The 25,288-nt window shown below is 73.4% G+C and carries 24 protein-coding genes; 12 read left to right on the plus strand and 12 right to left on the minus strand.

Annotation, left to right across the window (positions count from 1 at the left end):
* Positions 1 to 65: 65 nt before the first annotated feature.
* Together AC07A6_RS07795 and AC07A6_RS07800 are read right to left on the minus strand one after the other, a co-directional pair.
* On the minus strand, positions 66 to 407 hold the full coding sequence (locus AC07A6_RS07795) for an ArsR/SmtB family transcription factor (protein WP_478776445.1): 342 nt from the start codon (positions 405 to 407) through the stop codon (positions 66 to 68).
* 166 nt (positions 408 to 573) lie between these two features.
* Positions 574 to 1,944, minus strand: a complete 1,371-nt coding sequence (locus AC07A6_RS07800) for an FAD-binding oxidoreductase (protein WP_478776446.1) — start codon at positions 1,942 to 1,944, stop codon at positions 574 to 576.
* A gap of 152 nt (positions 1,945 to 2,096) precedes the next feature.
* Here AC07A6_RS07800 and AC07A6_RS07805 point away from each other — a divergent pair, with 152 nt between their 5' ends.
* The 4 genes from AC07A6_RS07805 to AC07A6_RS07820 all read left to right on the plus strand — a co-directional run bounded on the left by AC07A6_RS07805 (position 2,097) and on the right by AC07A6_RS07820 (position 5,099).
* The gene (locus AC07A6_RS07805) at positions 2,097 to 2,801 is read left to right on the plus strand and encodes a winged helix-turn-helix transcriptional regulator (RefSeq protein ID WP_362463664.1); all 705 of its coding nucleotides are present in this window, start codon (positions 2,097 to 2,099) and stop codon (positions 2,799 to 2,801) included.
* Between the two features lie 97 nt (positions 2,802 to 2,898).
* Positions 2,899 to 3,195, plus strand: coding sequence for a hypothetical protein (locus AC07A6_RS07810; protein WP_478776447.1), 297 nt, complete (start codon positions 2,899 to 2,901; stop codon positions 3,193 to 3,195).
* A complete protein-coding gene (locus AC07A6_RS07815; protein ID WP_478776448.1) occupies positions 3,192 to 3,317 on the plus strand; it encodes a hypothetical protein in 126 nt (41 codons plus the stop codon). Before AC07A6_RS07810 ends, AC07A6_RS07815 begins: the two co-directional genes overlap by 4 nt.
* Before the next feature lie 216 nt (positions 3,318 to 3,533).
* Positions 3,534 to 5,099 carry an InlB B-repeat-containing protein gene (locus AC07A6_RS07820; RefSeq protein ID WP_478776449.1) on the plus strand — a complete coding sequence of 522 codons (1,566 nt, stop codon included), beginning with the start codon at positions 3,534 to 3,536 and terminating at the stop codon, positions 5,097 to 5,099.
* A 64-nt stretch (positions 5,100 to 5,163) separates the two neighbouring features.
* Here AC07A6_RS07820 and AC07A6_RS07825 read toward each other — a convergent pair whose 3' ends face one another.
* Positions 5,164 to 5,886, minus strand: coding sequence for a TetR/AcrR family transcriptional regulator (locus AC07A6_RS07825; RefSeq protein WP_362463652.1), 723 nt, complete (start codon positions 5,884 to 5,886; stop codon positions 5,164 to 5,166).
* A 174-nt stretch (positions 5,887 to 6,060) separates the two neighbouring features.
* On the opposite strand from AC07A6_RS07825, the gene AC07A6_RS07830 reads away from it, so the two are divergent.
* Positions 6,061 to 7,797, plus strand: coding sequence for an amidase (locus AC07A6_RS07830; RefSeq protein WP_478776450.1), 1,737 nt, complete (start codon positions 6,061 to 6,063; stop codon positions 7,795 to 7,797).
* A 46-nt stretch (positions 7,798 to 7,843) separates the two neighbouring features.
* Here AC07A6_RS07830 and tsaD read toward each other — a convergent pair whose 3' ends face one another.
* Entirely contained in the window at positions 7,844 to 8,902 is a 1,059-nt protein-coding gene (gene tsaD, locus AC07A6_RS07835; protein ID WP_478776521.1) for a tRNA (adenosine(37)-N6)-threonylcarbamoyltransferase complex transferase subunit TsaD, read from the minus strand.
* A 686-nt stretch (positions 8,903 to 9,588) separates the two neighbouring features.
* On the opposite strand from tsaD, the gene fabG reads away from it, so the two are divergent.
* Positions 9,589 to 10,380 carry a 3-oxoacyl-ACP reductase FabG gene (gene fabG, locus AC07A6_RS07840; protein ID WP_478776451.1) on the plus strand — a complete coding sequence of 264 codons (792 nt, stop codon included), beginning with the start codon at positions 9,589 to 9,591 and terminating at the stop codon, positions 10,378 to 10,380.
* Positions 10,381 to 10,402: 22 nt separating this feature from the next.
* Here fabG and AC07A6_RS07845 read toward each other — a convergent pair whose 3' ends face one another.
* A complete protein-coding gene (locus AC07A6_RS07845; RefSeq protein WP_478776452.1) occupies positions 10,403 to 11,542 on the minus strand; it encodes a PucR-like N-terminal domain-containing protein in 1,140 nt (379 codons plus the stop codon).
* A gap of 131 nt (positions 11,543 to 11,673) precedes the next feature.
* Here AC07A6_RS07845 and AC07A6_RS07850 point away from each other — a divergent pair, with 131 nt between their 5' ends.
* From AC07A6_RS07850 to AC07A6_RS07870, 5 genes are all read left to right on the plus strand, one after another.
* A complete protein-coding gene (locus AC07A6_RS07850; protein WP_478776522.1) occupies positions 11,674 to 12,684 on the plus strand; it encodes a ferredoxin reductase in 1,011 nt (336 codons plus the stop codon).
* 7 nt (positions 12,685 to 12,691) lie between these two features.
* Positions 12,692 to 13,810: a fatty acid desaturase family protein gene (locus AC07A6_RS07855; RefSeq protein ID WP_478776453.1), complete on the plus strand. Its 1,119-nt coding sequence runs from the start codon at positions 12,692 to 12,694 to the stop codon at positions 13,808 to 13,810.
* Between the two features lie 134 nt (positions 13,811 to 13,944).
* On the plus strand, positions 13,945 to 15,165 hold the full coding sequence (locus tag AC07A6_RS07860) for a 2-isopropylmalate synthase (protein ID WP_478776454.1): 1,221 nt from the start codon (positions 13,945 to 13,947) through the stop codon (positions 15,163 to 15,165).
* Entirely contained in the window at positions 15,162 to 15,899 is a 738-nt protein-coding gene (locus AC07A6_RS07865; protein WP_478776455.1) for a Sua5/YciO/YrdC/YwlC family protein, read from the plus strand. Before AC07A6_RS07860 ends, AC07A6_RS07865 begins: the two co-directional genes overlap by 4 nt.
* Positions 15,900 to 15,940: 41 nt before the next feature.
* A complete protein-coding gene (locus tag AC07A6_RS07870) occupies positions 15,941 to 16,513 on the plus strand; it encodes a GNAT family N-acetyltransferase (protein WP_362463636.1) in 573 nt (190 codons plus the stop codon).
* Here the strand turns inward: AC07A6_RS07870 and AC07A6_RS07875 are convergent.
* From AC07A6_RS07875 to AC07A6_RS07890, 4 genes are read right to left on the minus strand one after another with little or no spacing between them, the layout of a single operon-like run.
* Entirely contained in the window at positions 16,489 to 17,226 is a 738-nt protein-coding gene (locus AC07A6_RS07875; protein ID WP_478776456.1) for a nucleoside 2-deoxyribosyltransferase domain-containing protein, read from the minus strand. The genes AC07A6_RS07870 and AC07A6_RS07875 overlap by 25 nt on opposite strands.
* Positions 17,216 to 18,052, minus strand: coding sequence for an alpha/beta fold hydrolase (locus AC07A6_RS07880; RefSeq protein ID WP_478776457.1), 837 nt, complete (start codon positions 18,050 to 18,052; stop codon positions 17,216 to 17,218). Before AC07A6_RS07880 ends, AC07A6_RS07875 begins: the two co-directional genes overlap by 11 nt.
* Positions 18,049 to 19,065: a macrolide 2'-phosphotransferase gene (locus AC07A6_RS07885; protein WP_478776458.1), complete on the minus strand. Its 1,017-nt coding sequence runs from the start codon at positions 19,063 to 19,065 to the stop codon at positions 18,049 to 18,051. Before AC07A6_RS07885 ends, AC07A6_RS07880 begins: the two co-directional genes overlap by 4 nt.
* Complete coding sequence (locus tag AC07A6_RS07890) at positions 19,062 to 20,582, minus strand: AMP-binding protein (RefSeq protein WP_478776459.1); 1,521 nt, start codon at positions 20,580 to 20,582, stop codon at positions 19,062 to 19,064. Before AC07A6_RS07890 ends, AC07A6_RS07885 begins: the two co-directional genes overlap by 4 nt.
* Before the next feature lie 34 nt (positions 20,583 to 20,616).
* Here AC07A6_RS07890 and AC07A6_RS07895 point away from each other — a divergent pair, with 34 nt between their 5' ends.
* Positions 20,617 to 22,236, plus strand: coding sequence for a CocE/NonD family hydrolase (locus tag AC07A6_RS07895; RefSeq protein WP_478776460.1), 1,620 nt, complete (start codon positions 20,617 to 20,619; stop codon positions 22,234 to 22,236).
* On the opposite strand, the gene AC07A6_RS07900 is transcribed toward AC07A6_RS07895, so the two are convergent.
* The 3 genes from AC07A6_RS07900 to AC07A6_RS07910 form a co-directional block, all read right to left on the minus strand.
* Positions 22,201 to 23,280: a glycosyltransferase family 2 protein gene (locus tag AC07A6_RS07900; protein WP_478776461.1), complete on the minus strand. Its 1,080-nt coding sequence runs from the start codon at positions 23,278 to 23,280 to the stop codon at positions 22,201 to 22,203. The two genes, AC07A6_RS07895 and AC07A6_RS07900, sit on opposite strands and share 36 nt — an antisense overlap.
* A 71-nt stretch (positions 23,281 to 23,351) precedes the next feature.
* Positions 23,352 to 24,584 (minus strand): ATP-grasp domain-containing protein, encoded by a 1,233-nt coding sequence (locus AC07A6_RS07905; protein WP_478776462.1) that lies wholly within the window; start codon positions 24,582 to 24,584, stop codon positions 23,352 to 23,354.
* The gene (locus AC07A6_RS07910) at positions 24,577 to 25,269 is read right to left on the minus strand and encodes a PIG-L deacetylase family protein (RefSeq protein ID WP_478776463.1); all 693 of its coding nucleotides are present in this window, start codon (positions 25,267 to 25,269) and stop codon (positions 24,577 to 24,579) included. The genes AC07A6_RS07905 and AC07A6_RS07910 overlap by 8 nt, the downstream gene beginning before the upstream one ends.
* Positions 25,270 to 25,288 lie beyond the last annotated feature (19 nt).

The raw sequence follows: 25,288 nt of genomic DNA on the forward strand, positions 1-25,288 counted from the left end.
GTCCGCCCGGGCGGGCAGGACGGAGCGGATCCGGCCGAGCACGGCCGCCAGGGCGGTGTTCACGCTCACGAGGCCGCGACCTCGGACCCGCGCAGTTCCTCCAGCAGCTCGCTCTGCCCGGTCAGGACCTCGGTCAGGATCCGCCGCGCGGCCAGCATCAGCTGCGCGACGTCCCCGCCGGCCAGTGCGTAGACGACCGTCGCGCCGTTACGGGAGGAGGTGACGATCCCCGAGCGGCGCAGGACCGCGAGTTGCTGGGACAGGGCGGAGGGCTCGACCTCGATCGCGGCCAGCAGCTCCCGCACCGGCGTCGGCCCGTCCTGCAACAGCTCCAGAACCCTTATCCGCACCGGGTGTCCGAGCATCCGGAAGAACTCGGCCTTCGCCTGATACAGCGGAACCGGCACGGTCTCGCACCCTTCTCACCACCCCGAACGGGGCAAACGCCTGATGCTGTGCCCGCGGCTACCTACGGACACAGCAATCACAGCATCTATGAAATTGCAGATTTCTGCAATTTACAGATCCTGCGAACCGCCCCAGCCGACGGGACGGCCCACAAGGTCCCCGCGTTCAGGCGGGGTGGATGTTCTTGTTGTGGTGGAAGGTGTTGTCGGGGTCGTACTTGGCCTTGACCTCCGCGAGTCGCCGGTAGGTGTGGTCGCCGTAGGCCTCTCGAACGCGGCCGGTGTCGTCGTCGGAGTCGAGGAAGTTCACGTAGACGCTTCCCGCCCGGTGCGGCTGGAGGGCCTGCAGGAACCGCCGTGCCCAGGCGCTCTCGGCCGTGGCGTGCTCGCCGGACTCGTCGGGGAGCCATACGCCGTCGATGACGATGTTGTGGGCCACGTCCCGGCCGGCGTAGGCAGTGGCGTCACCGGGGATTCGGCCGACGGCACCGCCCATGTGGAACATCGCCGCGTACGACCGGGGCGAGCCGGCCCGGTAGCCGTGGTCGGCGATCACGGCGATGACGTCGTCGGAGAGGCCGGTGAGGTCCGTGGACTTCCAGTAGTAGTGCCACCCGTGGAGGACGGTGTCGTCGATGCCGCTCTGGAAGGCGACGTAGGGCGTGGGTGAGAGCAGGTCGACGAGCGGCTTCCCGAACCGGCGCAGGGCCCGCACCGCATGCTCACCGTCCTCGACGGCGCCGGCGTAGCAGCAGGCCACGGCGACGGCCGGCCGCCAGTGCAGCTCCTCGGGGATGACCGGCAGCGGGGGGACCGTGCCGAGTCGGACGACCGTGCCGAGTTCGTCGGGCGCCTGGGCGGCGAAGTCCCGGTAGAAGCGCAGCACGTCGGATGTGTCCTCGGCCGCCCAGAAGACGGGTCCGGCCAGAACGGTCGGGCCGAGGGGGTGCAGGGCGAACTCGAACGAGCTGACGACACCGAAGTTGCCGCCGCCGCCCCGCAGGGCCCAGAACAGGTCGGGGTTTTCGTCGGCGGCCGCCCGGAGGGTGCCGCCGTCGGCGGTCACCACCTCGGCGGCCAGGAGATTGTCAACTGCGAGCCCGTACGCGCGCATGAGGAACCCGATGCCGCCGCCGAGGGTGAGCCCGGCGACGCCGGTGTGGCTCACGATCCCGCCGGTGGTGGCCAGGCCGTGGGCCTGCGTCGCCCGGTCGACGTCGCCCCACAGCGCACCACCCTGGACTCGGGCCGTGCGCCCGGCGGGGTCGACCGACACGGCCCGCATCGCGGACAGGTCGATCACGATCCCGTCGTCGCACACGGCGGTGCCGGCCACGTTGTGGCCCCCGCCCCGTACGGCGATCTCCAGGTCGTGATCACGCGCGAAGCGCACGGCCGCGGCCACATCGGCGGTCCCGCCGCATCGGGCGATCAGCCGGGGGCGGCGGTCGACGGCGCCGTTCCACACGGCTCGGGCGGTGTCGTAGTCTGCGTGGTCGGCGGTGATCAGCCGGCCCCGGAATCCGTTGAACTCCATCGCGGTCGCCTCCTCGCTCAGGTGACCGACTCGCCCGTCGGCGGGCCATCGGCCGTCCCCTCCCGAGGGCCCCATCACACCACCGGGGACCGGCGCCGTGAAGTCAAGAATCTGGACTTCACGCCCGGAGCCGGGAGCGCGACACTGGTCTTGTGCGCAGTTACGGCCAGTACTGTCCCATCGCCCGTGGCGCCGAGATCTTCGCCGAGCGCTGGACGCCAGTGATCATCCGCAACCTGTATCTGGGCTGCGGAAGCTTCGGCGAGATCCTGGAAGGCGCGCCCGGACTCTCCCGCACCCTGCTTTCGCAGCGCCTGAAGCAGCTCGAACGGCTCGGCATCGTGGAGTCGGCACCCAAACCCGGCGGGCACGGGCACGGGCGCCGCTACGAGCTCACGCCCGCGGGCCGCGATCTCTTCAAGGTCTGCGGGTCGCTGGGCGAGTGGGGTGCCCGCTGGCTGGAGATCGCCCCCCAGCACCTCGATCCCTTCGTGGCCCTGTGGTCGATGTGCAACATGCTCCGCCGTGACCGGCTCCCGGACCGCCGTGTCGTCATCCGCTTCGACTTCGCCGGCGCCCGGCGGCCGGAGCGGTACTGGCTGCTGATCGAGCATGCGGACACCGAGATCTGCAAGACGTACCCGGGCCTCGACGAGGACCTCTACATCACGGCGGAAGCCGAGGCCTTCGTGAAATGGCATGCCGGCCAGCTCACCTGGGCAGAGGCCACCCGCGACGGCCGCATCCAACTCCTCGGCCCGTCATGGCTCGTACGGGCCTTCCCGACCTGGAACGCCAAGAGCGCCTTCGCCCACATCAAGCCCGTCTCCCGGCCTGCGGCGGGCGCGGCTGCCTGACACCCGTCGACAACGGCCGCACGGCCGTGCCGCCGACATGCCGGGCGTGACGATCCAGCCCACAATGGAATGGCACGACACCGAACGAGGAGGACCCATGTACGTCGTGGTCCACCACAAGATCTTGAACCCGGAGACGGCGTTCCCCCGTGGCCAGGCCCTTGTCGACGGCACCGGAGCGCCCGACGGCACCCGGGTGCTGCAGTTCTACCCGCACGTCGACGGATCCGTCGTGACATGCCTCTGGGAGACCAACTCCGTGGCTGACGTCCAGGGCTTCACCGATACGACTCTCGGGGACTCTAGCGTCAACGTGTGCTACGAGGTCGACGCGGAGCAGGCGTTCGCCGACCGCCCTTCGGGCCTGAAGACGGCGCCGCCGAGCCCGGCGTGAACGATGGCGTCCTCGGGCTGCCCCTCACGGAGCTCACCGACGAGGTGATCGCGCTGCCGAACGACCACTCGCGGCGCGACGCCTTCCACCGCAACGCCGACATCGCGGCGCCTCTCGCCTGACGCACCGACAGACGCGAGGCCCCCGGCGGTTTGCCGTCGGGGGCCTCGGCGTCGGACGCTCCTCCTTCGTCCGCGATAGACCCCGGTTCGCGGGTGGCGGCCTCCCGGGAGGCGGAAGGCAGCGGAGTGGCGGGGACGTGTCGGTCGGGTGACCTCACCCTTCCGAGCGGGCATGTTTCCGGCATATGCGGTGACGCCTGTGGCTTTGTGTGCGGCATGACTCCTCCCCGCCGCCGCCCCCGCCGCACCCGTCTGCTCGCGCTCTGCGTGGCCGCACTGGCCGCTCTGCCCCTGGCGAGCGCCTCCGCCACCGGTGTCTCCGCCGCCCCCGCCGTCACCCGGGCCCCGTCGCCCTCGGACGGCGACGGGGCGGAGGTGCTCCGCGACCGGACCGTCCCGCTCGCTCTCGACGCCTTCCGGACGCTGTGCACCGCGGCCCCGTTCGGCGCCCCGCGCGAATGGACCTTCGACTTCTTCGACAACGTCCGCCTCACCGCCGTCGAGGACGGCATCGACGACGACGGGGGCACCCGTACCTGGTCCGGCCACGTCAAGGGGAGGCCGGACACCAGCGTCATCGTCTCCCTGCGCGGCGTCTGCTCCACCGACCGCACCCTGCTCGGCACCAGCGTCGTCGAGGTCGTCGCCGACCTCGGGGAGCACGTCTACCACCTGGAGACCCTGCCCGGCCGCCCCCTGCGCGCCCGCATCACCGAGGAGGACCCGGCCAAGCAGCCGCACCACGCTCCCGACGAGCCGGCGGTGGACCCGGCCGCGCGCACCGCGCCCCGTACGTCCCTCGCCGGACGGGCCGCGGCCACCTCTCAGGACCCGGCCGTCATCGACGTCATCGCCGGGTACACCCCCCTCGCCGTCCAGCGGGCGGGCAGCGAGCAGCAGGTCGTCAACACCCTCTACTGGGCCGAGCGCAAGATGAACGAGGCCCTCGCGGACAGCGGCGTCCCGGCCAGCATCGACGTCATCGGCACCTACAACACCGGCTACACCGGCAACAACACCTCCTCGGTGATGTGGAACAAGCTGCGCAACCCGCAGGACTCCGAGCTGGGCAGCACCGCCGCCGATCTGCGCCGCCGCTACGGCGTGGACCTGATCACCGTCGTCAACAGCGTTCCGGGCCAGTCCTCCGGACAGGGCAGCCTTCCGGTGCGCGGCAACTTCGACGACAGCCTCGCCTTCTCCGTCGTCGACTACGACTCGCTGACCGGCTGGTACAACCTCGGCCACGAGATCGGCCACAACCTCGGTCTCTTCCACGACCGGCGGACCCTGTCCCAGCAGGTCCCCGACGGCAGCTGGGTCAACGACCTCAACACCCCTTACGGGACGGGCTGGATCACCTCCGACGAGGAGCACACCTCCCTCATGGCGTACGCCAGCTCCTGCCGCCGGCCGTGTCGCACGGAGAACGCGTACTCCGACCCGGCCCTCGGCATCTACGGCCAGCCCCTCGGCAACGAGAGCAACAACAACGCCAAGCTCGCCCGCCTCACCACTCCCATCGTGGCCGGGTACCGCTCCCTGACCATCCCCCGGGCCCGCTACGCCCTCACTCTGGAGAGCTCCGACGGCGGCAGCGTCCGCCCCGCCGTCTACGGCCCCTACAAGCCGGGCACGGTCGTCGCCGTAACCGCCACCCCGGCCCCCGGCCACCGCCTGGCGGCCTGGATCTACGACGGCCGGCAGTACGGCCCGAACGAGCAGGTCAACGTGACCATGGACGCCGCCCACACCCTCAGGGCGGTCTTCATCGAGGCCTGAGGCCCGGCCCCGGCCCGGCCCGCCGCGCACACTCGGCAGGGCCGGAATCAGCAGCTCCGCGCCGTCATGCCCGACCGGTGGGACGCAGTTCGCGTTCGAGGGCGGACAGGGCGAAGGCGTGCGCGGAGCTGTGCTGCCAGCGGGACCTTCCGAACATCAGGTCCTCGGAAAGCCCGCTGAGCATGGCCACGGCCCGGATGGTGAACTCGGGAAGATCCACCTCGGCGAACTGTCCCAGGTCCCGGCCCTCACGAACGATGGCCTCCAGGCGCTCGTCCCAGCCGTCCAGCAGCTCGGTGAGGACGCGTCGGCCGGCTTCGTCGTGGCCCTGGATCATGACCTGCGTCCACAGCGCGTAGCGTTCGTCGCCCTGGTGGCGGGGCAGGTAGAAGCGGACGAACAGGTCCAGCTTCTCGGCGGGGGATGCGGCCCGGTCGGCGGCCTGCTGGAACCGGGCCCAGAGATCCGCCTGGCTCCATACGAGGACTTCCAGCAGGAGCCGGTCCTTCTTCCCGAAGTGGTAGAGGATGTGCCCGGTGCTCATGCCGGCCCGCTCGGCGATGTCCGACATCCTCAGGCCCGCAGTGCCCTTCTCGGCGATGAGGCTGATGGCGGCCCGCATCGCCCGCCCTCGCGCCTCGTCCCCGCTGGGCTGACGCTTCCTGTGGACCGGTGCCGGCACCCCGGACCGGGAGGCGGCGACGGCCTCCGTGCCCGCCGATCCGCTCCCGCCCTCCGGCGGGGGGAGGCGGTCGGACGGCGAGGACCCCGTCTCTGACGTCGGCATGAGCTCACTTTCGGTTCCGGAAATCCAGGCCCCAAGTCTAGGTTCCAGAAATCTAGACTCTTAATCTAGACTGAAAATCTAGTCAGCCCCACGGGGAGTGTGACGACCGGCTGTGCGCGGTCGCCCCGACGGCCGGCGACCCGCCTGTGCGACCCACCACCAGGAGACACCCTCATGACGCGCGGATTCGATGTTGTGGAGACCTGTATCGCCGACCTGCGCACTGCGCTGGAGAAGGGCGAGACCACGGCGGTCGGGCTGCTCGACGCGTACCTCGCGCGGATCGAGGCGTACGACCGGCCCGGCACGTCCACCGCCCTCAACGCGATGGTCGTGATGAACCCGGACGCCCGCGCGGAAGCAGAGGCCTCCGACGCACGCCGCGCGCGGGGTGAGACGCTGGGCCCGCTGGACGGCATCCCCTACACCGCGAAGGACAGCTACCTCGCGAGGGGACTGACGGCCGCTTCCGGCTCTCCGGCGTTCGAGCACCTCGTCGCCCAGCGCGACGCCTTCGCCATCGAGAGGCTGCGTGCGGGCGGGGCCGTCCTCATCGGCCTGACCAACATGCCGCCGATGGCGAACGGCGGCATGCAGCGCGGTGTGTACGGCCGCGCGGAGAGCCCGTACAGCGCCGACTGGCTCACCAGCGCCTACGGCTCCGGCTCCTCCAACGGCTCCGGCACGGCGACGGCGGCGTCGTTCGGCGCGTTCGGCCTCGGCGAGGAGACCTGGTCCTCGGGCCGGGCCCCCGCCTCGAACAACGCGCTGTGCGCCTACACGCCCAGCCGCGGCGTGATCTCGGTCCGCGGCAACTGGCCGCTCGTGCCGACGATGGACGTCGTGGTCCCCCACACCCGCACCATGGCCGACCTGCTCGAACTGCTCGACGTGATCGTGGCCGACGACCCGGACACGCGCGGGGACCTGTGGCGCGCACAGCCGTGGGTCCAGCTGCCCGCGCCCTCGCAGGTACGGCCCGCCTCCTACCCGGCGCTCGCCCCCGCCGATGCCGGGGCCGCATCCGACGCGCTCGCGGGCAAGCGGGTCGGCGTGCCCCGGATGTACATCAACGCCGACCCCGCCGCCGGCACGAACCCCGACGGAGGCATCGGCGGCCAGACCGGGCAGCCCGTCGACACGCGCCCCTCGGTGATCGCGCTGTGGGAGGCCGCGCGCCGCGACCTGGAGGCCGCCGGCGCCGAGGTGGTCGAGGTCGACTTCCCCGTGGTGTCCAACTACGAGTCCGACCGCCCCGGTGCGCCCTCGCTGCTCACCCGCGGACTGGTCAGCCGCGAGTACCTCACCTTCGAGATCGAGGACCTGTCCGCCTGGTCCTGGGACGACTTCCTGCGCGCCAACGGCGACCCGGCGCTCTCCACCCTGGCCGAGGTCGACGGCACCCGCATCTGGCCCAAGCAGGAAGGCGAGCTGCCCGACCGCTACGAGGGCTTCGACGACACGATCGGCGACTACCCGCGCTTCGTGCGCGAGCGCCCGTACGCCTCCCTGGCCGACATGCCGCACCTGGAGCAGGGTCTGCGCGGGCTGGAGGAGACGCGCCGGGTCGACCTGGAGCTGTGGATGGACGGTCTGGGCCTGGACGCGGTCGTCTTCCCCGCGGTCGCGGACGTGGGCCCCGCGGACATGGACGTCTCCGAGGCGTCCGCCGACCTCGGCTGGCGCAACGGCGTCTGGGTCGCCAACGGCAACCTGGTCCCCCGCCACCTCGGCATCCCGACCGTGACCGTGCCGATGGGCGCGATGGCGGACACCGGCATGCCCGTCGGCCTGACCTTCGCGGGCCGCGCCTACGACGACAACGCCCTGCTCGCCCTCGCCGCGGCCTTCGAGAAGACCGGCAGCCGCCGCACCGAGCCGCCGCGCACCCCGCGCCTGCCGGGACAGTGATCTGACGGGAGCCTCCGGGCGGACGCGCCAAGGACGTGGACGGGCGTCAGGCGACCCGGGCGGCGGTACGGGCCCGCGGGGTCAGGGACGCGTATTCGAGCGGGGCGGACGGGTCGATCGACACGTCCAGCGGGGCCGGCTCGGCGCCGGACCTGACGAGGAGGTCGCCCACCGCGGCGATCATCGCGCCGTTGTCCGTGCACAAGGTCATGGGTGGAACGCGGAGCTCGATGCCGGCGGAAGCGCAGCGCTTCTCCGCCAGGGCGCGGACGCGGGAGTTGGCGGCCACTCCGCCGACCACGACCAGTGTCCTCACGTCGTACGCCTTGCAGGCCGCCATGGCCTTGCGGGTCAGGACGTCGGCCACGGCCTCCTGGAGGGCTGCGGCCCCGTCGGCCACCGGCACGTCCTGGCCGCGCAGGCGGTGCTGCTCGGCCCAGCGGGCGGCAGCGGTCTTGAGGCCGGAGAAGGAGAAGGCGTACGGGTCGTCACCGGGCCGGGTGAGCGGGCGCGGGAAGGCCACGGCCTTCGGGTTCCCCTCCCGGGCGGCCCGGTCGACGGCCGGGCCGCCCGGGTAGGGGAGGCCGAGGATCCGGGCGACCTTGTCGAAGCACTCTCCGGCGGCGTCGTCGAGGGTGTCCCCGAGGTGCAGGATCGGCTCGCGCACGAGGTCGCGTACCAGCAGGAGCGAGGTGTGTCCGCCGGAGACGATCAGCACCACGCAGGGCTCGGGCAGCGGGCCGTGCTCCAGGGTGTCGGCGGCGACGTGCCCGGCCAGGTGGTGGACGCCGTACAGCGGCACCCCGGCCGCGTAGGCCAGGGTCTTCGCGCCGGCCAGGCCCACCTGGAGGGCGCCGGACAGGCCGGGTCCGGTGGTGACGGCGACCGCGTCGAGCTGGCCGATCCGCAGCCCGGCCTGGTCGAGGGCCTGCCGGACCACCGGGTTGAAGGCGTGCAGGTGGGCACGGGCCGCGACCTCGGGCACCACGCCGCCGAACCGGGCGTGCTCGTCCATGCTCGACGCCACCACGTGCGCGAGCAGCTTCCCGTCCTGAACGATGCCCGCGCCGGTCTCGTCGCACGACGACTCGATCCCCAGCACCACCGGTCCGCCCACAGCTCCCCACTCCTTCTGCACTAAGTCTTGCAGGTGCAATATATGTGCAATAAGGAAGCTGGTGGACGCCTGCGTGCCGGAGCTCAGGTGGTGGCCGGTGCGCGGTCGAGGAAGAGGGGCAGGCGGGCCCAGTGCGCAGCGAGTCCGGCTGGGCTGTAGGCGGCGGTGTCGGCCATGGTGAAGCCGTGCACGGTGTCCGGTAGGTCTCGGCGGTGAACGTGATGCGGGCGGCTTCGAGGGCCTCGTGGAGGTCGGCCACGGCCTCGGGGGGCATGCCGCTCGGGCAGCACCGTACGGTCACGTAGCTCAGCCCGCTCGGCAGTCCGGAACCGAACCCCCGGACACCCGCCCGGCCAGGAGCACCTCCGTCACGGGAGCCGCGCCCGCGGCCAGCGTGCCGACGGTGAACGCCGCGATGCCGATGCCGTACCCGCCCCTGGGGCCGCACCGGGCGAGGATCCGGCCGACGAGCAGCGCCGAGCACCGACGCGATCACGAATGTGGTCGTGGTCCACGCGTACGGGCGTCCGCCGCCGATGTCGGCGCGGCGCCGTGACGGCTGCCAGGGCCTGGGCGTTGTCCAGGGTGTTCGCGGAACGTGGCGGAGCCGAGGCGTGCCGGTGGCTCCGGCTCGTGCGGTGGCGCTGTCGAGGTGGAGAGGGAACGGGCGAGGGATGACGGGCACCGATTGGCGGAAGCGGTCCGTGGTCGTGACCGGCGGGACGCGCGGGATCGGCCGGGGCATCGCGGAGTTGTTCGCCCTGCGCGGCGCGGCCGTGGTGGTCACGGGCCGGGACGGGGCGGTCGCCCGCGAGGTCGCCGGCGAGCTGGCCGGCACCACCGGCGGGCGGGTCGTCGGCCTCGGTGTGGACCTGCGGGATCCGGCGGCGATCGAGGAGGCGGCCGCCGAGGCGGAACGGTGCCAGGGGCACGTGGACGTGGTGTGTGCGAACGCCGGGGTCTTCCCCGAGAAGCCCCTTCGCGACATGAGCGCCGAGGACGTGGACGACGTCCTGGCGGTCAACCTGCGCGGCTCGATCCTGACCGTGAAGGCGTTCCTCCCGGCGATGGAGCGCGCCGGTCACGGCCGCGTCGTGCTGACCTCCTCGATCACCGGGCCCGCCACCGGGTACGCCGGCTGGACCCACTACGGGGCGAGCAAGGCGGGGCAGCTCGGATTCCTGCGGGGCGCCGCGCTGGAGCTGGCGCCCTCGGGCATCACGGTCAACGCCGTCCTGCCCGGCAACGTCCGCACCGAGGGCCTCACGGGCCTGGGCGAGGAGTACCTGAGGCGGATGACCGCGTCGATCCCGCTCGGACGCCTCGGCGAGACCGCCGACATCGCCCACGCCGCGCTCTTCCTGGCATCCGACGAAGCGGCCTTCATCACCGGCCAGACCCTCACCGTCGACGGCGGCCAGACCCTCCCCGAATCCCTCGACGCCTTCACCGCACGGACCACCTGACCCGCGGCCGCCCGGGCCGGTGTCAGCCGGCCCGGAGACCGACCGCCAGCGTCAGCTCCAGGACGCGGTGGGGCGATGCGAGATCCGGAAACAGCTCCCGCAGCTGCGACATCCGGTACCGGACGGTCTGGGGATGGACGAACAGCGCCGCCGCCACCTCGTCCCGCCTGCCCTGGTGGAGCAGCCACGCCCGCAGCGTCTCCTCCAGCCGCCGTGCGGTCGCGACGGGCAGGGCCCGCAGCGGTGCGAGGGCTCGGGCCCGCAGGTCCGCGAACGCGTCCACGTCGGCGCTCAGCACCAGCTCGGGCAGGTGCTCCTCGGTGTCGCGGATGTCGCCGGAGAGGGAGCGCGCGCGTGCGGCTCGTGCGTACGAGGCGGATGCACGGGTCCATGGCCGGGCCGGGCCGACCACGGCGCTGCGGCCGGTCAGCTGCCGCAGGAGATGGGCCCGGTCGGCGTCGGGGACGAGCAGCACGCCGAAGGCGTCCGGCAGGTCGTCGAGGACGAGGGTGCCCGGGTCGAGCGTGCGGTAGGCGGGCCGGGCCTGGGCTGCGGGCAGCAGGACGGCGGTCAGCGAGGCAGGGGGCTGCCACCCGGCCCGTTGGACGGAGGCCAGCAGCACGTCCGGGCTCGCGCCGGCGAGGAGGTCGCGGGCCAGGTGTTCCAGGTGGCGCTCGTGGTCCCGGCCCCGGGCGGCCAGCTCGTCGGCGTGGCCCGCGGCGCTCGCGGCGGAGAGCTCGTCGATGTAGGCGAAGGTCAGCTCGGCGAACTTGGCGACCTCGGCGGCGGGCAGACCCGCGGGTACGGCACCCGCCGCCAGGCATCGCCAGGCCACGCGGGCGCCGACGCGGTAGGCGCTGAGCAGGGCGTCCATCGAACGCCCGTCGCGCACCTCGCCGCGGCCCAGCTCGTATGCGGCGTCACCGGCGTCGCCGCCCGTGGCGTTCCCGCTCGCGAGGTCCAGGTAGTTCCCCAGGGCGGTGCGGACGGCTCGGCGGATGGTGACGCCCATGCGGCCCGAGAGGGCGTTCGCGTAGGGAGGGACCTCGTCGATGATCGCCTGGACGACCTCGTCGGCGGTGGCCTTCAGCGCGGCCCGGAGCGCGGTGACCGTTGTCCGATCCAGGGCCGGTTCGGCGACCCTCCGGATGGGATGACTCATTTTTTATTCCCTGCGAACAATTCAACCGGCCAGATTCACGTCTTACGGTCAGGACTTTACGCCTTGAGGCGCATCAAGCTGGGGGCATGACGAGTGCAGCCCTCCGCAGTAGGGCGTGGAAACTGCTGGAGATGATCACGACGCCGCTGCTGCCGTCGGACTACCTCGACCTGGTCAGCCCGCTGCGTGCGGGCGCTGACCTGCGCGGGCGCATCGAGGCCGTGCACCCCGAGACGGGTGACGCCGCGACCATCGTGATCAGGCCGGGAAGGGGCTGGCGCGGTCACACGGCCGGCCAGTACGTGCGGATCGGGGTCGACGTCGACGGGAGGCGCCTGTGGCGCGCCTACTCCATCACCTCGCCGGCGAACCGCCAGGACGGCCGCGTCACGATCACCGTGAAGGCGATCCCGGACGGCAAGGTCAGCAACCACCTGGTCCGCAGGGCGAAGCCGGGCACGCTGGTCCAGCTCGACCAGTCGGCCGGTGACTTCGTACTGCCGGAGGCCAAGCCCGCCAAGGTGCTCTACCTGACGGCCGGCAGCGGCATCACGCCCGTGATGGGCATGCTGCGCGACACCGAGCTCGACGACGTCGCCATGGTCCACTGCGCGCCGCGGCCGCAGGACGTGATCTTCCGCGACGAGCTGCACCACCTGGTCGCGGACGGGAAGCTGCGGCTCACCGAGGTGCACACCGACACGGACGGCGTCCTCGACATCGCCCGTCTCGATGAGCTGGTGCCCGACTGGGCCGAGCGCGAGACCTGGGCCTGCGGGCCCGCGGGCCTGCTCGACGCCGCCGAAGGCTTCTGGAGCGAACACGGCGTCGAAGAGCGTCTGCACACCGAACGCTTCCGCCCCGCCATCGTCGTCACCGGTGACGGCGGCGAGGTCACGTTCAGCGCCACCGGCAGGACCGTCGGCGCGGACGGCGCCACGCCGTTGCTGGACGTCGGCGAGGAGGCCGGCGTGCTCATGCCGTCCGGTTGCCGCATGGGCATCTGCTTCGGCTGCGTCACGCCGCTCAAGGCGGGCGCCGTCCGCGACCTGCGCACCGGCGAGATCACCGAGGCCGAGCCGGGCGTCCTCATCCAGACCTGCGTGTCCGCCGCGGCGGGCCCCTGCGACATCGAACGGTAGGAGCACCTTGACCGCCATCGACCCCACCGCCCACCTGACCGCGGAGCAGATCGAGGAGCTCGGCCGCGAGCTGGACGCGATCCGCGACGAGGTGATCGCCAGCCGGGGCGAGAAGGACGCCGCCTACATCCGGAAGGTCATCTCGGCGCAGCGCAAGCTCGAGCTGGTCAGCAGGGGCGTGCTGCTGTTCTCGATCTTCCCGCCCGCCTGGCTGATCGGCACCGCCGGGCTGTCCGTGGCGAAGATCATGGACAACATGGAGATCGGCCACAACGTCCTGCACGGCCAGTGGGACTGGATGCGGGACCCGAAGATCCATTCCACCACCTGGGAGTGGGACCACGTCTCGCCGTCCGATCAGTGGCGGCACTCGCACAACGAGCTGCACCACACGTACACCAACGTGATCGGCAAGGACAACGACCTCGGCTACGGCATCATGCGCGTCGACGAGGACCAGAAGTGGCACCCGTTCCACCTCGGCCAGCCGCTGTGGAACTTCATCAACGCCTGCTTCTTCGAGTACGGCATCGCGGCGTACGACCTGGAGCTCGGCAAGAACCTGCACAAGCGCCGCCGCAAGGACCCGGAGTTCCGCGCGCGGGCCAGGGCCGTCGGCCGCAAGATCCGCAAGCAGGTGCTCAAGGACTACGTGATCCACCCGCTGCTGTCGGGCCCGTCGTTCCTCACCACGCTCGCCGCCACCTTCACCGCGAACCTGGTCCGCAACCTCTGGTCCCACTCGGTGATCATGTGCGGGCACTTCCCCGAGGGCGTGCAGGTCTTCGAACGCCGGTCGATCAAGGGCGAGACGCGCGGCCAGTGGTACCTGCGCCAGATGATGGGCTCGGCGAACATCAGCGGCAGCAGGGCCATGCACTTCATGACCGGCAACCTGTCGCACCAGATCGAGCACCACCTGTTCCCGGACCTGCCGAGCAACCGGTACGCCGAGGTCGCGGTGAAGGTGCGCGCGCTGTTCGAGAAGTACGAGCTGGAGTACGTCACCGGGCCGCTGCCCAAGCAGGTGTTCTCCGCGTGGCGCAAGGTCTTCCGGCTCTCGCTGCCGAACAAGAGGCCGAAGGCCGGTACGCCGGACCGCGAGCAGGAGCTCGTCGCCGCCTGATTCCCGCCCCGCCGGTCGGGATCATCCGATCGGGTGATCCCGACCGGCGGGGGCCGCCGCTGGATCAAGTCCAGGAGAACGTTTCCTCGACGGACGGTCGGCTGTGCGGAGGGGTGTGGTGCGGGGTGGATGCGGTGCGGGAGTCGGCCCGGGCGGGACGGGTCGTGTTCTGGGAGGAGTCGGCACGGGACGGGGCACAGGCCAAGACCCTCATGGGGGCGGGGTTCCGGGTGCGGCTGGCCCGCGAGACGGGCCGGATCTTCGGTGCCGACGGTCCCCGGCACGTCGTCTTCGCCGCCGGCTTCCCGGCGGTGTGCGCCGAGGAGTTCGAGGCCGTACGACAGGTCGCGGTGGAGGCCGAGGGCGCGGTGAGCGTCGCCGCCGTGTGCCGCGGTGTGGACCGTGACGTGGAGCAGGCCCTGGCCTCGGTGCGGGGCAGCAGCAACGCACGGGTGATGGTGGTGGTTCCGGCTTCGGACGCGATGGCGCGGGTGATGGTCCACCGCACGGCCGCCCAGGCCCTCGAAGCGGCCGTGGACCTGGTCAAGCGGGCCCGGGACCGGGACGACCGGGTCGCGGTGGACATCTGCCTGGCGGATGCTTCCCGAGCCGACACCTCGCTCATGGCCCACCACTCCCAGGCCCTCACCGCAGCGGGTGCGGGGCTCGTCGTCCTGGCCGACACCGTCGGATCCCAGCTGCCCGACGCCTGCCACGACATGTTCGCCCGGGTCGGGGCGGCAAGCGGCCCGGAGGTGGTGCTCGCCTCCCACCTCCACAACGACCTCGGGCTGGGCCTCGCCAACTCCCTTCGGGCACTGGCGGCCGGCGTGCGGGTGCTCTCCAGTTCCTGGCTGGGCATCGCCGAGCGGGCCGGCATGGTCGCCACCGAGCAGCTGCTCTTCCTCCTCGCCCGCCACGGCGACGAACTGCTCGGAGCGGACGCGGCACCCTGGTGGACCGCCCCCGACCTGACCCGGCTGCCCGGCATCGCCCGCATGGTGGCGGAGGAGACAGGGGCGCCCCTGGGCGTCACCACCCCGATCGTCGGCACCGGCGTCGCAGCCATCTCCACCGGCACCCCCTTCGTCCACCCCGAGCTGTTCCAGCCCTTCGACCCCCACGAAGTGCTGGGCACAGCACCGCGCGTCGTCCTCACCCAGCTGGCCAGCGCACGCGTGGTCACCGCCGTCGCCGCCCGCCTCGGCCACACCCTCGACCCGGAGCAGAGCCGGGCCGCCATGAACTGGGCCAAGACCCGCTCCTACCGCACCGGTGAGCCGGTCATCGACGACACCTCCTTCGCCGCCTACCTCGAAGGCCTCACCGGGACCACCGCCGGGAGCACCCCGTGACCGCCGCCGGCCACTCCCCGGCCCGCACACCCGTCACCCTGGCCCGGGCCCGCCACGCCCTCCGGCAAGGCAGCGCGGTCGTGCTGCCCAACCCCGCGCCCCTCACCCACGTGGTCGCCGCGACCACCGCGGCCGCCGTCAACCAGGCCAAACACCGGCCCGCCGGCCAGCCCGTCGCCCTGTGGGCCCACCACCCCGACACCCTCGACACCCTCACCGGCCTGTGGGACCTCTCCCCCCGGACCCGCACGACGGCACTCCACCTGCTGGCCGGGGAACACCTCACGGTCCTCCTGCCGGTGCGCGCCCGCGCCACGCTCCCCACCTGGCTGGAACCGGCGGTGAAGGACGGCTGGATGCTGCTCTTCGGCGCCCGCTGGCAGCCCCTGCACCCCCTCCTGGACGACCACCCGGTGCTGTACGTCAGCAGCGCCAACCTCACCGGCCGCCCACCCGCCTCCGACACCGGCGAGGCTCTCGCGATGTTCCCTCCCGCAGTGCCCGTCCTGCACCTGCCCGAGCCCGGAGAGCCCGGACACCGCGGTCCACGGTCCGGCACACAGGTGCGACGGGCCACCACCACCGTCCGCGTGACCCCCGACGGACAGCTGCGGCTCCACCGCCACGGCGCCCAGGACCACGCCCACGGCCGGGCCGAGGACTACCTGCGCCACCTCCACGCGCGGGCACTTCCCGCCGATGGTGCCGGCTCGGGCCGGAGCGGAATCGGCTGAAACCAGCCCTTACCCGGACGGGGTGATCATAGGCTCGGGCCATGACCGCAACCAGTGACACCGCTTACGAGTTCCGCACCGCCCGTCCCGAGGACGCCGAGGCCATCGAGGCCATCGACGGGTCCTTCACCACGGGCACCGTCTTCGAGGTCGCCGTCAGCGAGGACGGGTTCGCCTTCAGGGAGGTGGCCGTGGAGCCGCCGCTGGTGAAGGTGTTCCCCGAGGACGACGGCAGCGGTGACGAGGGGGACGGTGAGGACGGTGAGGACGCCGACGGCCGTACCTTCGTGGCCGTCGGCGCCGGCGGCGTGCTCGCCGGTTTCGCCGCCGTCTCCTACTCGCCGTGGAACCGCCGCCTGACCATCGAGGACATCGAGGTCGCCCCGGGGCACCGGGGGCGGGGCGTGGGGCGGGAGCTGATGGGCCGTGCGATCGGCTTCGCCCGCGAGCGCGGTGCCGGGCACATCTGGCTGGAGGTCACCAACGTCAACGCCCCGGCCATCCACGCCTACCGGCGCATGGGCTTCGCCTTCTGCGGCCTGGACACCGCGCTGTACCACGGCACCGAGTCCGAGGGCGAGCACGCGCTCTACATGAGCATGCCCTGCCCCTGAGCCGCGAGCAGGCGGGCGACGGCCGGGCCGGAGCCGTCGCCCGGCGCGACCGTCACGGTCAGCAGCCACGCGGCGGTGCCGCCCGGCTCCGCCGGCGGGGCGTACCACTCCACCCGGGCGTCCAGGAGCTGGTCCCCGGCCTCCCGGCGGGCGGTGTACCAGGCCCGGAACGGCTCGGTCCGCCACACCGTCAGCGGCACCGACCGCTCGCCGCCGCTGCGCGCGCCACCCGGTCCGACCACCCGCAGGGCCGCCCTGGCGGCCTCCGCGAGGGTCCGGGCCACCGGTACGCCCCGGTCCCCGGCGAAGTGGAGCAGGTACTCCATGCGCTCGGCCTGCGGCGGCGTTCCGAGCACGGCGCGGCCCGAGTCGTACCACGTACCCCATTTGACGTTGGACACCAGGCCGGGCAGCCGGGCCATGTCCCGGGGGATCCAGAACAGGACCACGTCGGAGCGGCGCATGGCCTCCTCCTCCCAGGCGATCTGGTCCGCGTACGCCGGGTAGTGGCCGCCCCGCACCGGCTCGGGCAGGAACACCACCAGCCGCCCGGCCCCCGGCCACAGCGACCGCAGCGCGGCGACGGCGTCCGGGCGCCAGGAGGGCTCGGCCGGGTCCGTGGGCGTCGGGCCGCAGAGGTACACGGCCGCCGTCCAGGACGCGGGCGGTTCCTGGCCGACGTGGACGACGGTGACGGGGCTCTCAAGGGACACGGGACACTCCGGGATCGGTCGTCGGGGCGAGGGTGGCGAGGAAGTCCAGCAGGACGGTGTTGAAGGCCCCGGGCCGTTCCAGGAACCCGAGGTGGCCGGCGTCCGCCAGCTCCGTGTAGCGGGCGCCGGGGACCGCCCGCGCGACCTCCCGGCCGAGCGGGGCCGGTGCCAGCACGTCGTCGGCGAAGCCCACGACGTGCACGGGCACCGTGATCCGGCCGTACTCGGCCAGCCGGTCCGGGAGCGGCGGCCCCGGCCGGTGGGCGGCCGGCCGGCCGGTCAGCGCGGCGAGTTCGAAGAGATCGAGCCAGTGCGCCGTCGCCCCCTCGTCGGCGAGGGTCCGGGGCGAGAGGTTCTGTACGAGCCGAACGAAGGCCTCGCACTCGGGGGGCAGCGGGGTCCCGGCCCGGGCGGTGGCCGCCTCCGCGCGCGCCAGGGCCTCCCCGACCGCGTCGGGCCGGCCCCGGGTGGCGGCGAGCAGCGCGCCGCCCACCAGGCCGGGATCGGTCAGCAGCAGTTCCTGGACGGCGAGGGAGCCGAGGGAGTGGCCCACGACCGGGCACCCGGGGAGCCCGAGGGCCGTGAGCAACTCCTTGGTCCGGCCGGCCAGTTCGACGGGCCCCGCAGCCGTGGGCCCGTGGTCGAAGGTGACGGCCCGCCGGCCCGCGGCGGTGAGGGCCGGGACCTGGTGGTGTTCCCAGATCCGGCCCGACCCGCCCGCGCCGGCCACCAGCACCACCGGCGGGCCGGCCGCTCCGTGCACCGTGTACGCCGTCCCGCCGGGGGTGCGGCCGCTCGTGCGCGCCCCGGCGCCCGGGCCCGTCACGGCGCCATCCTGCGCAGCGCCGTCCGCACCCAGGCGGGGCGGCCGGTGTCCAGGCCGCGCAGGGCCACGTGGACCCACAGGAAGTCGGCCCGGGCCAGGACGTGTTCCCGCAGGCCGGGGCGTACCTCGCCGCCCGCCGCGCGGTAGGCCGCGAGGAGCGGGTCGAGGACGGCGGGGCCGCCCGCGTACAGCAGGTCGACGAAGTCGACGGCGGGATCGCCGACGTGGGCGTTCGCCCAGTCCAGCAGGCCGGCCAGGACGGGCGGCCCGGAGGGCGGGCGGGTCACCAGGGTGTGCCCGGGGTGGACGTCGCCGTGCACCAGGGTCAGCCGCGCGGGCCACAGCCGGTCGTCGTCCAGCCAGGACCGCCAGCGGCGCACCCCGGCCGCCGGGAGGGGGAGTACGGCCCGGGCCCGGGCGAGGCGGTCCGCGGTGCGGGCTCGGACGGTGCCGGGGTCCGCGCCGTCCGTCGCCGCCCGGAGCGCGAGGGCCGGGGAGGCGTCGGTCGCCGTCGTGTGCACCGCGACCAGGGTCCGGGCGAGCGGCTCCAGGTACCGGTCGGGGTGGGCCAGCGGGTCCATGGACCAGGCGTAGACCAGGGTGTCCGGGTCCTCGGTGCCCGCGGGCTCACCGGGCAGGCGGGGGTAGGCGACCAGGTCCGGGGTGTGCAGGCGCCAGTGCGGCACGGGCACGGGCACGCGGTCGCGGACGGCTGTCAGGACGGCCCCTTCGAACGCCAGCAGCGCTGCGGCCTCGGGCCGTCGCGGCTGCCGCAGGATCCACGGCGTGCCGTCGGCGGCCCGGACGTGCACGACCCGGAAGTCCCAGCCCGACTCGTCGGTCCGGGCGCTCCCGGGGTCGAGCTCCGTACCGAGCCGCCGCGCCGCCTCCCCGACGAGGTCCTCCACCCGGGCGCGGCCGTCCGCGTCCGTGCCGGCGCGGCCGGGCGGCACGGACGGGCCGGCTCCGCGGGCGGGTGCGGCGGCCGGCTCCGCTCCGGCGGGCCGGTTCACCGGTCCGCCCCGGCGGACGCGAGGTGCCGGTCCCGCGTGGCGTCGCGGTCCACCTTGCCGGTGTGGGTGCGTTCCAGTGCCGGGACGGGGACCAGCACGCTGGGGACGAGCTGCGGGGCCGCCGTGGCGGACAGGCGGGCGCGGACGGCGGCCGCCACCTCGGCGGGGTCGTGGCCGGGCAGCGGTACGAAGAACGCGGCCAGGGTGCTGTGTTCGGCGCGGTCCACCCGGGCGGCGGCGGCTTCCAGGACGCCCGGGCAGCTGCCGACCAGGCCCTCCACCTCGATCAGGTCCACCCGGTGGCCGCGGATCTTGACCTGGTGGTCGGAGCGGCCCCGGAAGACCAGGGCGCCCCCGGGCGCCTCGGAGACCAGGTCCCCGGTGCGGTACCAGCGGACGCCCTCGTGCTCGGTGAACCGGGCGGCCGTACCGGCGGGATCGCCGTGGTAGCCCAGGGCCAGGCCCGGTCCGGACACGGACAACTCCCCCGCCGCGTCGAGGCGTTGCCCGACGTGCGGCAGCGGGAGCCCGATCGGCAGGTCGCCGCCGGCCGCGGGGAGGGCGGGCGCTCCCGGACCGGCCAGCTGCACGGCGTGGGTGACCAGGGCCGTCTCGGTGGACCCGTACGTGTTGAGCAGGCGCACCCCGTCGGAGCCGAGGAGCCGCCAGCGCTCCAGCATGTCGGCCCGGACCGCCTCCCCGCCGATCACCACCGTGCGCAGGGAGGCCGGAAGCCCCGCTCCCTGGTGCAGCAGGTCTCCGGCCAGGCCGTGCCAGAAGCCGGTCGGCAGCACCGCGACGGTGACCTCCTGCTCCTCGGCCACCTGGGCGAACCGTTCCCGGGCCGCGTCGTCGACGACGAGCGTGGCGCCGCCCGTCAGGGCCGGGAGGATCTCCTCCAGGCTCGTGTCACCGCCGGCGCCGTGGAAGTGCAGCACGGTGGCGTCCGGTCCGGTCCCGTACAGCGTGCGCAGCGGCGGCACCACGGCGGACAGCGCCCGGTGCGGCACCACGACACCCTTGGGCTCGCCGGTGGAGCCCGAGGTGAACAGCACGTACGCCGGGTCCTCGGGCCGGGCGCCGGCGGCGGGGGGCACGGCGGCCCCCGGTGCGGGCGCGGTGGGCGCGAAGCGCGGGCGGACCACCCGCGCGACCGGCGGCTGCCAGCCGGTGTCCGCGGTCGCCACGGCCTCCTCGACCCCCAGCCGGGCCAGGACCGACTCCAGCCGGGCCGGCGGGTGTCCGGCCTCCAGCGGTACGTACGCGCGGCCCGCCGCGAGCACGCCCAGCAGGGCGGCCACGTCCCGGGCCGAGTGGTGCACGACCACGCCGACCGGCGGCTGCGGCCGGTCCGTGCGCGGGGTGACGGCGCCCGCCACCTCCAGCACCCAGGCGGCGAGGACGCCGTAACCGATGACGAGTCCGTTGTCGATGACGGCCGGGCGGGCGGGATCGGTGCGCGCCGTTTCGAAGAACGGTTCCAGCAAAGGAATTCCGGTGTTTCCGGAGGACTGCATTGTGAATATCCTCGTCCTGATGGAATATGAGCGGGTGCGTATTGTTGTGGAACACGATCTGGAAATACCCGTGCGCGACGGCGTCTTATTGGCCGCCGACCTCTACCGGCCCGACACCGCGGACCCCGTTCCGGTACTGGTGCGCCGCACGCCCTACGGAAGGTCGGGCGCACCGGGCGGCGCCTCCGTCGACGGGCTGCGCCTGGTCCGCTCCGGGTACGCCCTGCTGGTGCAGGACGTCCGCGGCCGGTTCGGCTCCGGCGGCGCCTTCGACCCGTACTGGCACGAGGCCGCCGACGGCGCGGACACCGTGGCCTGGGCCGTGTCGCAGCCCTGGTGCGACGGCTCGGCGGGGCTGTTCGGCCGGTCCTACGAGGCCATGGCCGCGCTGCTCGCCGCGGCGGAGCGCCCGCCGGGCCTGGGCGCCGTCGTCCCGCACGTGGCCGGATCGGGCTTCGACGAGGGCTGGACCCGCCAGGGCGGCGCCTTCCAGCTGGGCTTCGTCCTGTACTGGGTGCTCTACGACCTCCTGCTGGAAGGGGCCGGGCTGAGCGCGGCCGAGCGGGCCGAGGTGGCCGCGGCCGTCGACCGGATCGACGAGCTGTACCGAGACCCGGCCGCCGCCGCGGACCTGCTGGACCGGCTGGCGCCGTACTACCGCCGCTGGCGCGAGCACCCGTCCGGGGATCCGTACTGGCTGCGCGCCGCACCCCGCGCGGCGTACCCGGCGATCGACGTCCCCGTGCTCCAGCTCACCGGCTGGTACGACATATTCCTGGCCGGCGCCCTGGAGAATTACCGGGGAATTCGGGAATGCGGGAAAAGGACGCGCCTGGTGGTCGGCCCGTGGTCCCACTGCGTCACCGGCGGAGTATTTCCGCAGCGCCGTTACGGACTGGCCGCGGACGAGGCCGAGCTCGATGTCACCGCTCTGCACCTGGAGCATTTCGACCGGAATCTGCGCGGCTGCGGCGGCGGCCCCGACCGGCGGGATGCGGTGCGGTTGTTCCTCACCGGCGCCGACGCCTGGCGCACCTTCCCCGACTGGCCCGTCCCCGGTACCGAGGACCTCGTCCTGCACCTCGACGGCCGCCGCCTGACGCCCGGCCCCGCCCCGGCGGTCCCGGGGACCGGCCGGATCCGTCACGACCCGGCCGACCCGGTGCCCACCACCGGCGGTGCCACCGCCCTGCCCGGGCAGTTCACCGGCGGCGACTGCGGCCCGCTGGACCAGCGCGAGGTGGAACGCCGCCCCGACGTGCTGTGCTTCACCGGCGAGCCGCTGAGCGCGCCGCTGACCGTCGTCGGTGACACCGTCCTGACCGTGTACGTCACCCCGGACGCCGCCGGCGCGGACGTGACGGCCAAGCTCGTCGACGTCCACCCCGGCGGCCGGGCCGAGCTGCTGTGCGACGGGATCCGCCGGCTCGCGGCGGGGCCGGACGGCGAGGGCGCCGGCGGGCCGGTGGAGGTCACCGTCGCGGTGGGGGCGGTCGGCCACGTGTTCCGCGCGGGCCACCGGATCCGTCTGGAGGTCGCGGCCAGCAACGCACCGCGCTTCGACGTCCACCCGCCGGCCCTGGCCCACCACACCGTCCACCACGGCGGTGACCATCCCTCACGCCTGCTGCTGCCGCGCCTGCCCGGCGCCTGACCCCGGGCCGGGGCCGGCGGCGTCCGGGTGGAAGACCGCCAGGTCGGCCACCTTCTCGATCCGCCGGCCCGCCTCCCAGTGGGCCCGCCGCAGCCGCCGCAGCTGGGCGCCGGACAGCTTGGTGCTGTGCTGCGGGATCGACCGCACCATCCGGGCCCGCTTGGCCGAGGCCGGGTAGCGGTCGCGCACCTGGTACGGGTCGTTGAGCAGGTGGTGGGCGGTGCCCACGTGGAACGCCGCCTTCAGCAGGGCGTAGTACGCCGCCGCTCCGGCCCCCTTGTCCCGGGCGCAGTGCACCAGCGTCCGCGAGGCCTCGAACAGCCGCCAGGCCACCGGTACCGCCGGGGTGGTGAACACTCCCGTCTCCTGGGCGATGCCCTCGCCGACGCCGTAGCGGAAGTAGCTGCGCATGTTGGCGAAGCCGTGCTGGGCGTCGTGGAAGATCCGCGCCTGGGGCAGGTACACCACGGGGATGCCCGCGAGCTGGAGCCGGAAGTCGAACTCCCGGTCCTCGCACCAGTGGATCAGCTCGTCGAAGTGGTAGCCGCCGATGTGGTCGACGATGTCCCGGTTGTAGATCAGCGGCGGGGACAGCGCGCTGACGTAGTCGCCCTCGTCGAACTCGCGGACCCGCGCCGTGAGCCGGCTGAGCAGGCCCTCCGACTCCCCGTACACCACCTGGCCCTTGACCACGGGTTCGGTGAGCACCGACCGCACCATGGCGCGGACCACGCCCGGGGCGAAGGTGCAGTCGGAGTCCATCAGCAGCAGGTACTGCCGGTCCGTGGCGGCGGCCCCGGCGTTGTAGGCGGCCCCGAGGTTGCCGACGTCCTCGATCTCCGTGACGGTCAGCGCCCGCGGATGCTCGGCGATGAGCTTCAGCACGGCGTCGCTGGGGCCGTTCAGCGCCAGGACGATCTCGACGTCCTCGTCGACGGAGGCGATGCAGTCGGCGATCCGCAGGTCGTCGCGCAGGGCGATGATCACGGCGGTCCGGGCGATGCCCTTGTCGACCGCGGCCTCGTCCACCGGGTCGGTGGCCATCCCGTTCTCCCTTGTGTCGTTCGTGTCCGTACGGTGGGCCCGCGCGGTGCCGCGGGCCGGTCGGTGAGCGGTCATCCGGCGGGCTCCCGCAACCGCAGGGGCAGGGCGCGCAGCGTCCGTTCGGCGATGGCCTCGGCCTCCGCCGGCGCCTCGGCGTGGGCGATCACCCCGGCCAGCACCTCGGCGCCGCCGCGGTAGGCCGGCAGTTCGGTGCCGGGTTCCAGGTCGATGCCCCAGAACACGTCGTGGACCCCGGCCCGGCGGGCGACGTGCCGCGGGTCGCCGACCCACTCGACGACCCCGCCGTCCGCCGGCACGAACCGCTGCACCACCGCCCGGCTGTGCCGCGGCGTCAGCTCGTCGAGGTCCAGGGGCTGCCCCAGGGCGAGGCGGACCACGTTGGGCAGCGGGTCCACCCCGGTGGCCAGCCGCATCACCTCGGTGGCGATCCGGGCCCCGGTGATCCGGCAGGTGATCTCCAGCAGGACCACCCGGCCGTCACGGGTGCGCAGGATGTCGGTGTTGATCACCGCGGGGTCCAGGCGCAGGGCCCGGGCCCCGCGCCGGACCGTGTCCGTGACCTCCTCGATCTGCTCCTCGGTCAGCACGCTCGGCAGGGTGTCGCCGCCCTCGAAGAAGTGCGGGGCGAACTCCTCCTTGCGCCCGTACTCCCGGTCGGCGAACCCGAAGCGGTGCAGCTGCCCGTCGACCATGAAGGCCGCCAGGGTGTGCTCGGTGCCCTCCAGGAACTCCTCGATCACGATCCGGCCGCCCGGGCTGAGCAGCAGCGCCTCCTGCGCCAGCTCCCGCACCCGGTCCGCCGATTCCACCTTCATCACGCCCAGCGAACCGGTCTGGTCGCTGGGCTTGATGACCGCCGGCAGCCCGATCTCCTCGACCGCCCGCACGGCCTCGCCGACGCTCTCGGCGGTCGCGTACCGCGGCAGGTCGAGCCCCGCCTTGCGCAGGACGGCCAGCCGCCGGTCCTTGAACGTGCAGTTCAGGGCCGTCTCCAGGGGCAGGCCCGGGCATCCCAGGTACCGGGCGAGCGTGCTGATCACCGGCGGGTTGTCCGCGCCGAGCGAGAACACGCCGTCGATCCGGTCGATCCCGGCGGCGGACAGCTCGGCGAGGACCGCCACCGCGTCGTTCGGGTCGCACACCAGCAGGACGTCGGCGGCGGCCCGGACCCGGTCCGTGGGCCGTTCGGTCACCACCACCAGTTCCCGCCGGGGCGAGCGCAGTTCGGCCAGCGACCGGTCCATGCCCGAACCGAGCCCGCACACCAGCAGGCGGTCAGTCACGGCCGCCTCCCGCCGCACCCGCCGGCGGGGCGCCCAGGCTCAGCACCTGGAACACCTCCGCGTGGCCGGAGCCGCCCGAGACCGCCCCGCGGTAGCGGGCCAGGCCCTCCACGCCCTCGTCCCAGGCGGCGTGCCGGAGCTGGGAGACGTACGCGCGCATCGCCTCCACTTTGGCCCCGATCTGCCCGCCGATGTCCTCGGCGTACTGGAAGCGCGCCATCGGCGCCCACACCTCGTAGCCGAGGACCAGCCGCGGCGCCGGCATCGGCGGCCCGCCGGCCTCCTGGAAGAACTCGGAGCCCGCCATCCACAGGGCTTCGAGGGTGAGCTGGTGCACCATGCGGTGCTCGACGTCGTCGTCGTTGTCGTGCGGCAGGTACACCACCTGCGGCCGTACCTCGCGCAGTACCCGGACGAGGTCCAGGTGGACCCGGCGGCTGAGCGTGAAGTCCCGCGACGGCTCGTCGAAGCGGATGCAGCGGTGCACCCCCAGGGCCTTCGCGGCGGCCTCGGTCTCGGCGGCGAACTCGGCGTCGGTGACGGCGTCGTCCAGGGCGCTGCGCTCACGGCCGATGACGATCACCACGGTCACCCGGGCGCCGTCGCGGACGTGCTTGGCGATGGAGCCGCCGCAGCCGATCACGTCGTCGTCGGGGTGCGGCGCGACCACCAGGACGTCGGTCACCCCGGACCCGGTCCCCCGG

It is taken from the genome of Streptomyces sp. NPDC044002 (assembly GCF_056434525.1).

Coding starts and splice junctions, on each gene's coding strand:
- AC07A6_RS07825 (WP_362463652.1), bottom strand. CDS start 5,886: ATGCCGACGTCAGAGACGGGGTCCTCGCCGTCCGACCGCCTCCCCCCG.
- AC07A6_RS07845 (WP_478776452.1), bottom strand. CDS start 11,542: ATGAGTCATCCCATCCGGAGGGTCGCCGAACCGGCCCTGGATCGGACA.
- AC07A6_RS07900 (WP_478776461.1), bottom strand. CDS start 23,280: ATGGCCACCGACCCGGTGGACGAGGCCGCGGTCGACAAGGGCATCGCC.
- AC07A6_RS07850 (WP_478776522.1), top strand. CDS start 11,674: ATGATCACGACGCCGCTGCTGCCGTCGGACTACCTCGACCTGGTCAGC.
- AC07A6_RS07870 (WP_362463636.1), top strand. CDS start 15,941: ATGACCGCAACCAGTGACACCGCTTACGAGTTCCGCACCGCCCGTCCC.
- AC07A6_RS07820 (WP_478776449.1), top strand. CDS start 3,534: ATGACTCCTCCCCGCCGCCGCCCCCGCCGCACCCGTCTGCTCGCGCTC.
- fabG (WP_478776451.1), top strand. CDS start 9,589: ATGACGGGCACCGATTGGCGGAAGCGGTCCGTGGTCGTGACCGGCGGG.
- AC07A6_RS07890 (WP_478776459.1), bottom strand. CDS start 20,582: ATGCAGTCCTCCGGAAACACCGGAATTCCTTTGCTGGAACCGTTCTTC.
- AC07A6_RS07810 (WP_478776447.1), top strand. CDS start 2,899: ATGTACGTCGTGGTCCACCACAAGATCTTGAACCCGGAGACGGCGTTC.
- AC07A6_RS07800 (WP_478776446.1), bottom strand. CDS start 1,944: ATGGAGTTCAACGGATTCCGGGGCCGGCTGATCACCGCCGACCACGCA.
- AC07A6_RS07830 (WP_478776450.1), top strand. CDS start 6,061: ATGACGCGCGGATTCGATGTTGTGGAGACCTGTATCGCCGACCTGCGC.